Raw genomic sequence first — 14,067 nt, 5'->3', positions numbered from 1 at the left:
CGGTTCCTATTGGTTTTTCGGCGTTTTGACACGTGTTTGGTGGTCGTTTGTGCCACCGAGGGTGTGGCAATAACCACAAGGAAACAAAGGACTTATGGTTCAAGCGGTAACTGTCGATATTCGGGAAGTCGTCCTTTCGAACCAGACTTTTGGACCTCAGGATATCGACAAGCTTCAACGAGCGATCGAAGAGGACTTCACCCAGGCTGCTCTGCTGCGCGATGCAGTCCAAGAGCTTCAACAAAGCCCGAATCCTTCCCCGGCGAGCATGACACGGCTGGGAGTTTGCCAATACTTGATCGGCAAATTCCGGGATGCCGAAGCAAGTCTCAAGCAAGGGGACGGGGGAGCGTTGGCCCAATATTACTTGGGCAAGGTCTGCTTCCAGCTCGACGAATACGATCGAGCCCTCCAGTATTATGAAGCGGCAGAAAAGGCTGGATATACCCCGGAATGGTGTCAGCTTTCGCGAGCCGAGGTATTGCGGTACATCGGTCGAAAGGAAGAGGCTCTGCAGCTTCTCGACAACATTTTTGGCCCGGTTGAACAGCATGCCGAGTATCCCTACCAACGAGCGGCGACTTTGTCCGCGATCGGTGGTAATTTGCCTGAAGTGATGGCGTTGTACCAGCGTGCTTTGCAAGTCAATCCTCGCCACGCAGGTGCCCTGTTTGGGCTAGCCGTCGAGAGCGACCGAATGGGCCACGATAGCTTGTCCTTCGACTACTACCAGCGGGGTGCGAGCGTGATCCCCGCGCACATCGGCACGCTGATCAATCTCGGGCTGATGTACGAAGACCGAAACGATTTCGCGCGTGCCCAGGCATGCTACCGCCGCGTCTTGGAAACCGCCCCCGATCATCCTCAGGCCAGATTGTATTTGAAGGATGCGGCAGCGGGCGGAAACGTTCTTTACGACGAAGACTCCCAGAAGAAGAACGAGCGATTGGCGCAGCTTCTCAATGTGCCGGTCACCGATTTCGAGCTTTCCGTTCGATCCCGCAATTGCTTGCAAAAAATGGGCATTCGGACGCTGGGCGATCTGACGCGCGTCTCGGAGCAGGCGTTGCTTTCGAGCAAGAATTTCGGCGAAACCTCGCTGATCGAGATTCGAGAGATGCTCACCGCACGCGGTTTGCAACTTGGTCAGTTTGCCCATGAGAAGAAGGAAGCGGACCCACCGCTCGATCTCACCGGCATGACTCCGGATCAGCAGATGCTCTTGGATCGTCCGATCTCCGAGCTCAATTTGTCGGTACGTGCTCGCAAGTGCATGGTCCGATTGCAGCTCAACACCATCGGAGAATTGATTCGCAAGACAGGCGACGATCTTCTCGAGTGCAAGAACTTCGGGGTAACGAGCCTGACCGAAGTTCGCGAGAAGCTGACAGCGATGAACCTCAAGCTCCGCGGGGACTGATCCGGCTGGGTTAGGATAGGACCGATCGGGCAGAGATTTCCACGCCGAGATTTCCAGTCCGAGATTTCCACGCCGAGAATCGCGATTGGAGATGACCGCTCAGAAAAAAGTTAGCAATGAAACCGGTCAGCGACCGGTTAAGACTAGGCTCTAAGCGGCTTTGACGTCATCGGCGATTCGGTGAGCCAGACTTCGGAGGTCTTCTTCGGACTCCAGCGGGAGTTTGGTCAGGTTGGGCATGGAGCGGAACCAGATTTCTTGCCGGCGAACGAATTGTCTTGTGTGGGCTTTGACTCGATCGACCATCATGGCTTCATCGATCGTTCCGTTGAGAAATTCGATCGGTTCTTTGTAGCCCACAGCTTGCGAGGCAGTTCGACCGAGTTGGCCGTGTCTTTCGACAAGTGACCTGACTTCATCCAGCAATCCCTGGGAGAACATCTCTTCGACCCGTTGATTGACGCGTTGGTGCATCACACTTCGGTCCCAAGCGAGCACATAGGCGCGGCAGGTGGAGGGCATTTGAATGCGTTCGAATTGCGACTGCCAGTGACTGAGAGGCACGCCGGTGGCTCGAACCACTTCGAGTGCACGCGTCATACGCCGCAGGTCGTTTGGAAGGATCTTGTGGGCCGACAGGGGATCGACTTGTTCCAATCGAGCGCGGAGGGCACCTAGCCCATGGATGGCGACATCCTCTTCGACTTGGCGGCGAAAATCCCAGTCCGCTTCGGGGCCTAGAAACATGCCGCAAAACAACGATTTCAGGTAGAGGGGCGTGCCTCCGACGAGGAGGACTCGCTTGCCACGGGAGCGAATTTCATTTGCTTTGTCGTGAGCATCGATCACGAATTGCGAGACGCTGTAATCGTCGGTCGGGTCGACGAGATCGATCAGATGGTGGGGAACTTCTTTTCTCGCATCTGCGGTCGGTTTTGCGGTACCGATATCCATTTCTCGGTAGACAGCCATCGAGTCGACCGAGAGGATTTCCGCGTTGGTCAATCGGGCAACTTCGATCGCCAGCCGGCTCTTTCCCGAAGCGGTGGGTCCGGTCAGGTAGATCGCGTCTTCCAGGGGGGGCCGCAACCAATCGCTCAATCGTGATTCAGCAATTCCTGGCATCATTTTCCTGCTTGCAATCGACAAAAAGACCGAGGGAATTTAGGATTGATCCGGCTCTTGGGGGGCGATTGTTCGAGACCCGAATCCCATGGTAGTTTATTTCCAGGGGAAGAGCATCCCGTTTGCGCGGCCAAATTCCCTCCTACGTTTCTTTTCAACGCATGGCTGATGACATCCTCGACCGTTTGATGGAGCAATTGCATCAGCGTGTCCATGATCTACCCGAAGGATCGTACACCACCAAACTGGTTCGAGGGGGAATTCCGAAAATAGCCGAGAAAATCCTCGAAGAAGCCCATGAGGTTATCGAGGCGGCAGGCGAACCTGGCGACAGCGGAACAGCTCATACGGTTCGCGAGGCGGCCGATGTGATCTATCACTTGTGGGTCCTTCTTGCGACCCGCGGGATTGACGTCGATGCCATTCGCGATGAGTTGTTGCGTCGCGAAGGAACATCAGGTTTGGAAGAGAAGAGACGCCGTTCGGAGAGCCAGTCATGAGTTTTGCGACCAACAATCTTCGCATCGGCGTCCCCAGCAAGGGGCGATTGAGCGAGCTAGCCATGGAATTATTGCTTCAGGCTGGATTGAATTTTCGTCGTCAAGATCGTTCGCTGTTTGCCCGCGTTCATTCTTTACCCGTCGATATTACCTTTCTTCGAACGGACGACATTCCGACGCTTTGCGCCGAGGGAGCGATCGATTTAGGCATCACCGGGAGCGACTTGGTCGAGGAGGCCGGGGCAGACCTTCACGTGCGGATGGCGCTCGGAGTGGGACGTTGTCGACTGTCGGTCTGCGTACCTATCCAATCGGACATCCACACCCCATCGGACTTGAAGGGGAAGCGTATTGCGACCAGCTTCCCAAACACCACGGCTCGATTTTTAGAACAACACGATGCACCGGTCCATTTAGTGAAGCTGAATGGGTCGGTGGAGATCATGATTTCCCTGGGAGTGGCCGATGCGGTCGTCGACTTGGTCGAGACCGGAAGCACTCTGGCTGCGAACAACCTTCGCATCTTGACCGACATCGGCAACTACGAAACGGTTTTGGTGCAGAGTCCAGCTTGCCGCGATCAAGCGACGGCGGACCGGATTGTGCGGCGTCTGGAGGGGGTGGTGATCGCCCGCGACTATTCGTTGTTGGAGTACAACATTCCTGGCGACAAATTGAGCGATGCGGAAAAAGTAACCCCTGGCTTCACGTCGCCGACCGTGACAGCGCTCGAGGACCGGAGCTGGTTTGCGGTCCGGGCCATGGTGAAGAGCAAAGAGGTCATCGGGATCATGGAAAAGCTGGAAGCACTGGGTGCGAAGGCGATTCTAGAGACCTCGATCAACAACTGTCGGTTGTAGCCCGATCATTTGCCGCCGCGGGACTTAGGGGTCACCGCGTTGGTCGTCTTTCCAGCGGCTGCAGTACTCTTTCCAGCGGCTGCAGTACTCTTTCCAGCGGCTGCTGTACTCTTTCCAGCGGCTGCTGTGTTCTTGGCAGCTGCGGTTTGCTCCTCGCCTGATTCCCGTTGGACGTAGCGTTCCATGGCTTGAAGTGTTTCCTCGCTGACATGGTGCTCCATCCCTTCCGCGTCGAGGATCGCCGTTTCTTCGCGAACTCCCAGTGTTTTTAGGAAGCGCAGTACGATTTCATGGCGGCGGCGGGATTCGATGGCCATCCTCCGTCCCGAGGCGGTCAACGAGATAGGTCCATACGGCTCGCTTTGGACAAAGCCATCCCGTTTCAGGCGAGCGATCGTACGGTTGGCGGTGACATGGCTCACGGCGAATCGGCGTGCGATTTCGACCAGCCGGCACTCCCCTTTTTCGGCGATCAGGTCATCGATCGCCTCCACATAGTCCTGGGCGGTTTCGGTTGCGTGATCTTTGCGCACGCTTTCATGTTGATTTTTGGTGGGGGGAGATTTCTTAGTGGAGGTAGAACGCGTCGAAGGTTGTCGCATGAAAGATTCGGACGTCGAGGGCCGGTCCGGGCCGCGAGAGGAAGTGGAATTTCGCCGAATCCTCATTTTACTTCAATCCCCGCGTTCGGCCACCTCGGGTAGGGGAGAAGTACTTTTCGCCGGACGCTTGCAATATTTTTAGCCACGGCTACATTATTTGTAGCAATGGCTACACTTGAGTGATTCATGACCGAACGAGGAGTTTCGAGGAAATGAAACGAGGGAATCGCGATCGGAAGCGGATCCGCGTGCGACCGCAGGGGTTTACATTGGTCGAGTTGTTGGTTGTGATTGCCATCATCGGAATCTTGGTGTCGCTGTTGTTGCCGGCGGTTCAAGCGGCGCGGGAAGCAGCGAGGCGGATGGGGTGCCAGAACAATCTCAAGCAGCAGTCGTTGGCGTTGCTCAACTACGAAAGCGCGTTTCGATCGTTTCCACCGTCGTATGTTGCGAATACGCGGCATCCACAGCGGGATCCAATCACATTGGATGGTCCGAATGGTTTCGGTTGGGGGGCATTGGTCCTGCCTCAACTGGAGGGGGGGGCGTTGCATGGCAATTTGAACTTCTCCGCCCCTTGCTGGGATCCCACCCAAGGGGCGATGGTTCGCACGAAGCTTCCCGTGTTTCTTTGTCCTTCCGCATCCGGGAGCGACACGCCGGTGAATGTGAGGAACGAGTCGGGGAGTCTCCTTGCGGTGTTCGGAAGAAGCACCTACGTCGCCAATGCGGGACAAGAGGAGCCTTGGGGGAGAACGGTCGAGGATTACCGTGGAATCGCGGATGGGCCGATGTATCGGAATGCGAGGACTCGCATCGCAGACGTCACGGATGGTTTGAGTACCACCATCTTCCTAGGGGAGCATGACTCCTTGCTGAGCGACAAGACATGGGTTGGCGTGGTGCCTGGGGCCAAGGTTTGTGGAAATACTCCCAATCGATTCCCACTGGCGCACTGCGACATGGCGGCGACACTTGTGAATGTCCACTCGGGGCCTTCCTCTGCGGAGATCGATCCGGAGCTTGGGTTTGCCCCCATTCACCCCCCGAACAGTCCCCTTTCCCATGTTTGCCAAATGTTTAGCGGTCACCCCGGGGGTGCCAACGTCGCCATGGGAGATGGCAGCGTTCACTTCATCAGCGCGTCGATCCATCAACCGACATGGGCGGCGATGTCGAGTTGTGCCAAAGGAGAAGTCGTCGGAGACTTCGCACCATGAGTTCGAATGGATCTTCTCGACCAGCGATCGTTGCGATCGTGTTGGTTTGTTTCATTGGCCTGACGATATGGGGAGTGCGATGGTATCTGCGTCCCCCGGTCGTTTCGGAAGGGCAGCTTCGGTACATCCAGTTGTTACGAACGGCAGTATCGGCACAGAATGTGGAGCATGTTGCTGGGGTGGAGCGAGTCTTGAAAAAAAAGGTAGAGACGTCGGAGCTCACCGAGCGGGAGTGGCGGCACTTTCAGTGGATCATCGAGACAGCCCAAAGCGGCCAATGGGAGCGAGCGACCAAGGCGTGCGAGGGGTTCGAGCAGGCTCAGCAATACCGCTGAGGATGATCCACACCGCTGAGCTTTATCGCGGATCTGTTTTCAGATGGCGTGAGGCGCGTTTGCGGCGTTTGGCTTGGATGGGTTGCCAGAACATCCAGAGCCCGCTCCCCCACATGGCTAGCAGCGCGATTGCGGCGGGGAGGAAGAGGCCATACTTCATCCAATCCCCTCCGAAGTAGGACCCGTCGTGCATCGCTTCGATCCAATCGGACCGTCGAATGGCAGTCTGGAGGACTTGAGCCGATTCCGAGTCGACTTGAATTTCCCAGTCGCCCGTTAGCGTCCACTTTGCCATCCCCTTGGAGGGGCGGACATCGATCCGCTTGACATCTTCCCAGGAGAGGGATTCGAAACCGGGTTCCAATCGGATCGAGCTGAGCATCGCATCGAGGCTTGCGGTTGGAGTGGCGCCCGTTCCTTTCTGTTCCGGGGGTTGAACCCATGGGATTTCTTTTTTGAGTTGAAGGAGAATGCCGGTTGCGATGACGATGAGCATAGGGATCGCGACCGCGAGGGTCCCCCAGTAGTGGATGCGTCGATTGAGAATATGTGGTCGCATGTGGGATTGGAGGCTGGATGGCTGGATAGCTGGGGGCTGGGGAATTGAGGCTTTGCGATTGGAGCTTGAAGAGGAGTATCGCTCTATTCTGGGAATCCTATTTCAAACACTTGTCCGATGCGACCATTTGTCCATCGAAGATTCTGCGAAGGGATTTCCAAGATTTCGGTTCGAATAATGTCGAAACAGGGGAGCCTGACAAAAGCAACTTTCCCGTGCATCCCTTTCGCTCCTTCTGGGTAGTTTGTAAACTCTTGCGAAATTCGCGAAACCATGTTGGAAAAACGCGCGGATCGTTCGGATTTCACAATCCAGACCATCTAGGTTACCGGCTGTCCACGAAGCCTTCGACGGCAATCCTGGAACGCGCAGCCCTGACATGCACTAGAGAAAAGATACCGTATGACCATGCAACGATTCTTGTTCCCAAGGTGGACCAACAAGCTTTTGGCTCTGCTCGGCGTGTTGATCGCGGGTGGCGGCGCATACGCCAGCGTATTGTTCCTCGGGGCGACCAGCCCGGTCACGCTCAATACTGGCTACCGCCCGGAGCAGCCCGTTCCGTTTAGTCACGCCCTTCATGCGGGCGAACTCAAAATGGACTGCCGCTACTGCCATAGCTCGGTTGACAAATCTGCCCACTCGACGATTCCGGCCACGCAGACGTGCATCAACTGCCACAGCCCAAAAAGTTCGGCTGGTTCTCCAGCGCTTTCCGCTGTCCATTCCGAGAGCCCAAAGCTCAAACCTGTGCATGAGAGCTGGCGGACAGGGGAGTCGGTCGACTGGATCCGAATCCATCGCCTTCCTGACTTCGTCTACTTCAACCACTCCATTCACATCGCGCGAGGGGTTTCCTGTGTGACTTGCCACGGTCGTGTCGACCGGATGGAAGTGGTTTACCAGGCAAAAGACCAGTCGATGACTTGGTGTATCGATTGCCATCGCAATCCAGCGCCCCACATCCGACCGGTCGAAGAAGTGACGAACTTGGCTTGGAGCGCCGGCTCCGAGGAAGAGCAACTTGCTTTGGGCAAGAAGCTCATTGAAGAAAACAACATCAAACCTCAAACCAACTGTGCGGTGTGTCACCGATGAGCTTCACCGGTCTAGATCATCAGCAGCGTTATTTTCGTAGTCTCGACGAGCTCCAAAAGACTCCCGAGTTCGAACAATTTCTGACCCGCGAGTTCCCGCAGGCTGCTTCGGAGTTCCCCGAAGGAGTGTCGCGGCGACGCTGGATTCAGATGATGGGGGCGTCGCTGGCCCTCGGCGGTTTGGCGGGATGCCGGTACAACCGGGAAGAGGTCGCTGCTTTCGTAATGCGGCCCGAGGGGCGAGTTCCCGGTCTCCCGGAATTCTTTGCAACGAACTTCGAGTTCGCCGGCGAAGTGGTCAATGCCTTGATCACCAATCTCGAGGGGCGACCGATCAAGGTGGACGGGAATCCGGACCATCCCACTTACGCCAATTCCCAGCCCAAGGATTTTGCTGAAAATGCAAAGCTCCGATCGGCCGGGACAAGTACCTTCGCACAAGCGTCGATCTTGTCTCTCTACGACCAAGATCGCATTCCTGCACCACTCTTCCGATCGAAGCCAGGCGTTGCTCCCGAGGCCTTCGACAAAGACGAAACCAAGAATCGCGTTGCGGCTTGGGACGCCTTCGGTAAGTACGTCGCTCAAGAGCGAACGAAGCTTGAGGCGAACGGCGGAGAAGGGCTGGCGATCGTTTTCGAGCCCACCCAAAGCCCCTCGATGCGTCGCACCTTGGCGGACGTCAAGGCGAAGCTGCCCAAAGCGACCTTTGTCAAATACGAATCCATTTACTCGGGTAAAGTGGCCAAGGCTTTGGATGCCGTCGGTGCCGGCAATGCGTCGCTATCTTTCAATCTGGATGCGGCGAAAATTATCGTCGCGCTCGACGCGGATATCTTGGGCGAAGATCCCAATGCAGTGCATTATTCGCGTCAGTTCACCAATCACCGTTCTCCCGACGGGGAGTGGATGAACCGGCTCTACAGCATTGAGCCCCAGTATTCGGTCACCGGAACCGCGTCCGATTTCCGACTTGCCCTCCAATCGTCCCAAATCCCCGTCTTCCTTCGCAAAATTGAGGAGGCGATCGACAAGGGGACGGTGGTGGAAGACAAGGAAGAGGAAAAGACATTCAATCGCCTGACCGACGACGAAAAGGTACAGCGCGTGATCGAATCGATCGCGTCCGATCTGCTCAGTCACAAGGGTGAAGCAGTCCTTTGCGTCGGCTCGCATTTGGACCTCAACGTGCAGCTTGCCGCGCTACGCATCAATGCAAAGCTTGGGAACATCGGCAAGACGGTGTTGCTGACGGAGGTGACCGATGAGTTGGCTTCGGTCGAAACGATCAAGCTAGATGATTTCGTGAATCGAGCGGGGCAGTTCCAATCTCTTTGGATCTTTGCATTCAACCCGGTCTATACCGTCGCAGGCGATGTCGCCTTGGCGGATGCGATGAAGAAGATTGGCAATACGGTTTATTGGGCCAATCACGACGACGAAACCGCGGACCTTGCAAGTTGGTCGATCCCAGCCACCCATCCCTTGGAGGCTTGGGGAGACGTTCGATCGCACGACGGGACGTATGGGGTTGGTCAGCCGATGATTTCCCCGTTGTTGGAAGGAAAGTCGGCGATCGAGTTGCTCGCTATCTTGGCGAATCTACCGGAAACAGCCGGTGAGAAGATCGTGATGGAAACGGCCAAGCAGATTGCAGGTGGTTCTCTGTCCGAGCGACAATGGAAAGAAGTACTTCACAGTGGTTTCTTGCCCGACAGCCAAGCGAAGGCTTTTGCGGGCGAGTTGAAGACCGACGCGAAGGCTTTATCGGCTGGTGAGGTATCGACAACCACTTATGAGCTGCCGGATGGTGCCGTTCAATTGGCGTTGAACAAGGACAAGCTGGAGGTAGTGGTTCGCTCGAGTGAGTGCGTATACGACGGTCGCTTGGCCAACAATGGTTGGTTGCAGGAGCTCCCGCAGTCGATTTCCAAGCTGACTTGGGATAACGCTGCGTTTTGTTCGATCGGAACCGCTCGAAAGCTTGGGCTGAAGCATGGCGAGCTGGCGATCTTCACCGCAGGCGATTCCAAAGTAACGCTCCCCGTTTTCTTGATCCCAGGACATGCGGAAGGATCGTTCACGTTCAACACGGGATATGGGCGTGCGAAGAGCAAAGCCGGGGTGATTGGGAGCGGAGTTGGAACGAATTTGGCTTCGTTCCGTCGCTGGAATCAAGCGGCTGTGTACACGGGCGTTCAAGTCCGTAACACGACCAAGCCTTATCCACTCGCGACGACTCAAGACCACTTCGCCCTCGAAGACGAAGGTGGAATGCGAGAGAATGCGAAGCGCTCGCCCCAGCTGGTTCGGGAAGGAACGCTCGACGAGTACAAGAAGAACGTCGGGTTCACCGGCGAAATCGTGGAGCACCATTTCGAGAACGAGTCCCTTTGGACGGAACCAAAGGTTGACGAGAACTACAAGTGGGGGATGGCGATCGACCTCAACAAGTGCATCGGCTGCAACGCATGCGTGGTGGCTTGCCAATCCGAAAACAACATTCCGATCGTTGGCAAAGAGCAAGTGATTCGAAGCCGGGAAATGCACTGGCTTCGCATCGATCGGTACTTCCAGTGCGATTTCGATCGCACCTACGAGGAAGGTTCGTTCAAGGATCCGATTGATCCGACGATTGTGACGCAACCGATGGCCTGCGCACACTGCGAGACCGCCCCTTGCGAGCAAGTTTGCCCGGTGGCTGCAACAGTCCATACGGAAGAAGGGATCAATGCGATGGCCTACAACCGCTGTATCGGAACTCGATATTGCGGTAACAACTGCCCCTACAAGGTACGTCGCTTCAATTACTTCAACTACAACACCGAGTACGGTTACTTCTACGGTTGGCAGGACAAACGCGAGCAAGCCTCTGCGAAGCTGCAATCGTTGGTGCTCAACCCTGAGGTATCGGTTCGAGGTCGGGGCGTGATGGAAAAATGCACCTACTGCATCCAACGCGTCCAGAATGCGAAGATCACCGCGAAGACCAAGGGAGATGGGCGGATCCACGACGGGGATGTCATCACGGCTTGCCAAGCTGCCTGCTCGACCCAAGCGATTGTCTTCGGCGATTTGCATGACAAATCCAGTCGGGTTTACAAGATGCATCAAGATGAACGATCGTACGCGGTTCTCGAAGAGATCAACATCAAACCGCGAACGCTGTATCTTTCCCGCATTCGCAACGTGCCCAAGCGTCTAGCCACCTCCATCCAAATCAATCCGAACCGTCCAGGCCATGGCCACGGACATTCGAATGACCACTCACAAGAATCAGGTGACCATGGCCACCATAGCTAGTACTTCCTACAACCCTCGTGAAATTGACAATACGGTTGATATTCCGGGGCGACGATCTCCGCTGATTACGGGGAATCAGACCTACAGCTCGGTTACGGAGATGGTTTGCCGTGTGGCAGAGCAGCCTCAGCCGATGCTTTGGTACGTGCTGTTCGGGTTCTCGTCGGTAACAGCTGTGATGTTCCTATCCCTGATCGGGTATTTGATCTTCACGGGGGTTGGTATCTGGGGTAACCAGAACCCGGTCTTTTGGGCTTGGCCTATCGTAAACTTCGTGTTCTGGGTCGGTATCGGTCACGCCGGGACCCTCATCTCGGCGATTCTTTTCTTGTTCCGCCAAAACTGGCGAACGAGCATCAACCGAGCCGCAGAAGCGATGACCATTTTTGCGGTCGTTTGCGCAGCCATCTACCCTGGCATTCACGTCGGTCGAGCTTGGTTGGCATTTTGGTTGTTGCCTTATCCCAGTTTGAATCTTTGGATGTGGCCGCAATTCCGTAGCCCGCTTTTGTGGGACGTTTTCGCAGTTGGTACCTACGCGTCGACGTCGTTGGTATTCTGGTACATGGGAATGATCCCTGACTTGGCCACCTACCGAGATCGCGCGAAGAGTCCTTTCAAGCGTTTCATTTACGGTCTGTTTTGCCTTGGTTGGACCGGCTCGTCTCGCCATTGGCTTCGTTACGAAAAGGCCTACACGTTGTTAGCGGCGTTGGCTACCCCATTGGTTCTCTCGGTGCACACGGTTGTTAGCTTCGACTTCGCGGTTTCCCAGGTCGCTGGCTGGCACACGACGATTTTCCCACCCTACTTCGTCGCCGGGGCGATCTTCTCGGGATTTGCGATGGTGGTGACGCTGCTAGTGCCAGTTCGAAAGATTTACAAGCTTGAGAATCTGATCACCCTCCGGCATCTCGACAACATGAACAAGATCATTCTGGCAACGGGGTCTTTGGTCGGGTTAGCGTACGGTACCGAGTTCTTCATCGCCTGGTACAGCCAGAACCAATACGAGGGATTCGCGTTCCTCAACCGAGCGTTCGGCCCCTATTGGTGGGCGTATTGGACGATGGTTTCCTGCAACGTCATTTCGCCGCAACTCTTCTGGTTCAAGAAAATACGAACGACTCCGATATTGATGGTGATCGTTTCGATCTTTGTGAATATCGGAATGTGGTTCGAGCGATTTGTGATCACGATTACATCGTTGAGCCGAGACTTCCTGCCCAGTTCGTGGGGTTACTTCAAGCCGACGATTTTCGACGGGTTGATGTTCTTCGGAAGCTTCGGTGTCTTCATGTCCCTGTTCTTGCTGTTCTGCCGTTATTTGCCGACGATTGCCATGTCGGAAGTGAAGGGTGTCATGTCCTCCACCGAGCATTCCGAGCACGCGCAAGCTGCCTTGCTGGGACATGGCCATTCCAACGGGCATGGCGGGCATCACCACTAAACGTTCCAAATGAACGCGAGGGGTGTGTCTTGGACCTACCCCACCTTACCAATCCATTTATCAACCGATACCTAACGATCGTACTATGAGTGATCACAAGCCAAAGACAACGAATGGGAACCGACCCCCACGAGCGTTTGGCTGGATGGCGGAGTTTTCCGACGAGCACAAGCTGCTCGAGGCCGCTCGCAAGGTTCGCGATTCCGGATACACCGACACGGATGCGTTCACGCCGTTTCCCGTTCACGGGATCGACCATGCGCTCGGGATCAAGCCGACCAAGCTGCCATTTATTGTGTTGTGCTGCGGGTTGACCGGCCTGGGTCTGGCTCTGCTGATGCAGTGGTGGACAAACGGGGTCGACTACATGTACATCATTTCGGGCAAGCCGTTTGGCATCACCCCAGCGTCGATTCCCGTCGCGTTCGAAATGACCATTTTGTTCTCGGCCTTCTCTACGTTTCTTGGGATGATCGCCCTCAATGGATTGCCGCGATTTAGCAATCCAGTGTTCACCAGCCCCCGATTCGACCGGGCCACCGACGACAAGTTCTTTTTGTATGTGAGTGCCAAGGACAAGTACTACAACCGAGAATCGGTTCGTGAGCTGCTTGCTGGAGCATCCCCCGATCACTTGGAAGAGGTCATCGAAGACTCCTCTCCTGCCGCGATGCCCAAAGCGATATGGCTCGGCGCGTTGCTGTTGGTTTTGACCGGTTTGATTCCGGCGATGATCGTCCTCAACATGCGAGCTGGGTACAGCACGAAACCACGATTTCACGTTTTCTTCGATATGGATTTCCAGCCCAAGAAGAAAGCGCAGCAAACGACCACGATTTTTACGGATGGTCGAACGATGCGTCCCCAGGTGGCAGGCACGATTGCTCGCGGCCAGTTGGAAGAATCCGATTCGTTCTATCTCGGATACGATCCAGAGAAGCTGGCCGCTACGACTGCAGCAGCCAGTGCAACGCGGCTTGTGTCACTTCAAGATGGGGACAAACCGGCAGCTGGCTCGACTTCCGATAGTGCATCGCCTGCCGCACCTGTGAGTGCTCCAAGCGGGGCAGCCCAGACGGGTGGGACAGCCCAGACAGCCCCTGCGGCAGCGACGGGCGGACCGGCGTTGCCTTGGTTGGAGCAGCTTCCGATCGAAGCGAACGAAGCGAACATGAAGCTGGGAGAAACAAAGTTCCAGACTTATTGTGCAGCTTGCCACGGCTACACCGGCTTTGGCGATGGCTTGGTTCACAAGCGTGCTGATGCGTTGGCTCAAGGCTACTGGCTACCCCCCACCTCCATGCACATCGATCGCGTTCGAGCCCAACCGGTCGGACAGATTTTCCATACCATCACGAAGGGCCAAGGAAAGATGCCCGCGTACGCAGCATCGCTGACTCCGAAAGAGCGATGGGCAGTCGCTTTGTATGTGAAGGCATTGCAGAAATCACGCAACGCGAGCATCGACGATATCCCCGTTGACAAGCGGTCGGAGATTCAGTCCGTAGCTCCTGCAGCGGGCGCAGAACCAACTGCCCCCGCTGCGGCACCTCCTGCTGCGGCCACCCCTGCAGCGGCGCAGTAGTTGCTTTCCCC

At 55.9% G+C, this 14,067-nt stretch carries 12 protein-coding genes; 9 read left to right on the top strand and 3 right to left on the bottom strand.

Translation table 11 applies throughout. The features are described from left to right. The first annotated feature begins 94 nt into the window (after positions 1-94). A complete protein-coding gene (locus SH467x_RS14020; RefSeq protein ID WP_482367734.1) occupies positions 95-1,420 on the top strand; it encodes a DNA-directed RNA polymerase subunit alpha C-terminal domain-containing protein in 1,326 nt (441 codons plus the stop codon). Positions 1,421-1,570: 150 nt separating this feature from the next. Here the strand turns inward: SH467x_RS14020 and miaA are convergent, their stop codons facing one another. Beyond that, positions 1,571-2,548, bottom strand: a complete 978-nt coding sequence (gene miaA, locus SH467x_RS14015; protein ID WP_482367733.1) for a tRNA (adenosine(37)-N6)-dimethylallyltransferase MiaA — start codon at positions 2,546-2,548, stop codon at positions 1,571-1,573. Between the two features lie 158 nt (positions 2,549-2,706). Between miaA and hisE the strand changes: the two genes are divergently transcribed. Next, on the top strand, positions 2,707-3,045 hold the full coding sequence (gene hisE / locus SH467x_RS14010; protein ID WP_482367732.1) for a phosphoribosyl-ATP diphosphatase: 339 nt from the start codon (positions 2,707-2,709) through the stop codon (positions 3,043-3,045). Further along, a complete protein-coding gene (gene hisG / locus SH467x_RS14005) occupies positions 3,042-3,905 on the top strand; it encodes an ATP phosphoribosyltransferase (protein WP_482367731.1) in 864 nt (287 codons plus the stop codon). Before hisE ends, hisG begins: the two co-directional genes overlap by 4 nt. 5 nt (positions 3,906-3,910) lie before the next feature. Here hisG and mntR read toward each other — a convergent pair whose 3' ends face one another. Further along, positions 3,911-4,507 (bottom strand): manganese-binding transcriptional regulator MntR, encoded by a 597-nt coding sequence (gene mntR / locus SH467x_RS14000; RefSeq protein WP_482367730.1) that lies wholly within the window; start codon positions 4,505-4,507, stop codon positions 3,911-3,913. Between the two features lie 212 nt (positions 4,508-4,719). On the opposite strand from mntR, the gene SH467x_RS13995 reads away from it, so the two are divergent. Continuing rightward, positions 4,720-5,727, top strand: coding sequence for a DUF1559 family PulG-like putative transporter (locus tag SH467x_RS13995; RefSeq protein WP_482367729.1), 1,008 nt, complete (start codon positions 4,720-4,722; stop codon positions 5,725-5,727). Further along, the gene (locus SH467x_RS13990; RefSeq protein WP_482367728.1) at positions 5,724-6,062 is read left to right on the top strand and encodes a hypothetical protein; all 339 of its coding nucleotides are present in this window, start codon (positions 5,724-5,726) and stop codon (positions 6,060-6,062) included. The genes SH467x_RS13995 and SH467x_RS13990 overlap by 4 nt, the downstream gene beginning before the upstream one ends. Positions 6,063-6,084: 22 nt before the next feature. Here SH467x_RS13990 and SH467x_RS13985 read toward each other — a convergent pair whose 3' ends face one another. After that, entirely contained in the window at positions 6,085-6,621 is a 537-nt protein-coding gene (locus SH467x_RS13985) for a PepSY domain-containing protein (protein WP_482367727.1), read from the bottom strand. 402 nt (positions 6,622-7,023) lie between these two features. On the opposite strand from SH467x_RS13985, the gene SH467x_RS13980 reads away from it, so the two are divergent. From SH467x_RS13980 to SH467x_RS13965, 4 genes are all read left to right on the top strand, one after another. Continuing rightward, positions 7,024-7,719: a cytochrome c3 family protein gene (locus SH467x_RS13980; protein ID WP_482367726.1), complete on the top strand. Its 696-nt coding sequence runs from the start codon at positions 7,024-7,026 to the stop codon at positions 7,717-7,719. Beyond that, positions 7,716-11,021 carry a TAT-variant-translocated molybdopterin oxidoreductase gene (locus SH467x_RS13975; protein ID WP_482367725.1) on the top strand — a complete coding sequence of 1,102 codons (3,306 nt, stop codon included), beginning with the start codon at positions 7,716-7,718 and terminating at the stop codon, positions 11,019-11,021. The genes SH467x_RS13980 and SH467x_RS13975 overlap by 4 nt, the downstream gene beginning before the upstream one ends. Continuing rightward, positions 11,005-12,471, top strand: a complete 1,467-nt coding sequence (gene nrfD, locus SH467x_RS13970) for an NrfD/PsrC family molybdoenzyme membrane anchor subunit (RefSeq protein ID WP_482367724.1) — start codon at positions 11,005-11,007, stop codon at positions 12,469-12,471. Before SH467x_RS13975 ends, nrfD begins: the two co-directional genes overlap by 17 nt. An 85-nt stretch (positions 12,472-12,556) precedes the next feature. After that, positions 12,557-14,056, top strand: coding sequence for a quinol:electron acceptor oxidoreductase subunit ActD (locus SH467x_RS13965; RefSeq protein ID WP_482367723.1), 1,500 nt, complete (start codon positions 12,557-12,559; stop codon positions 14,054-14,056). Positions 14,057-14,067: the final 11 nt, after the last annotated feature.

The sequence above is a fragment of the Brakhagea slesvicensis genome, assembly GCF_052161625.1.
Taxonomy (GTDB): domain Bacteria; phylum Planctomycetota; class Planctomycetia; order Pirellulales; family Pirellulaceae; genus JBKCUI01.
Note: the sequence above shows the minus strand (reverse complement) of the source record. Positions and strands in the feature narration are given on the sequence as shown.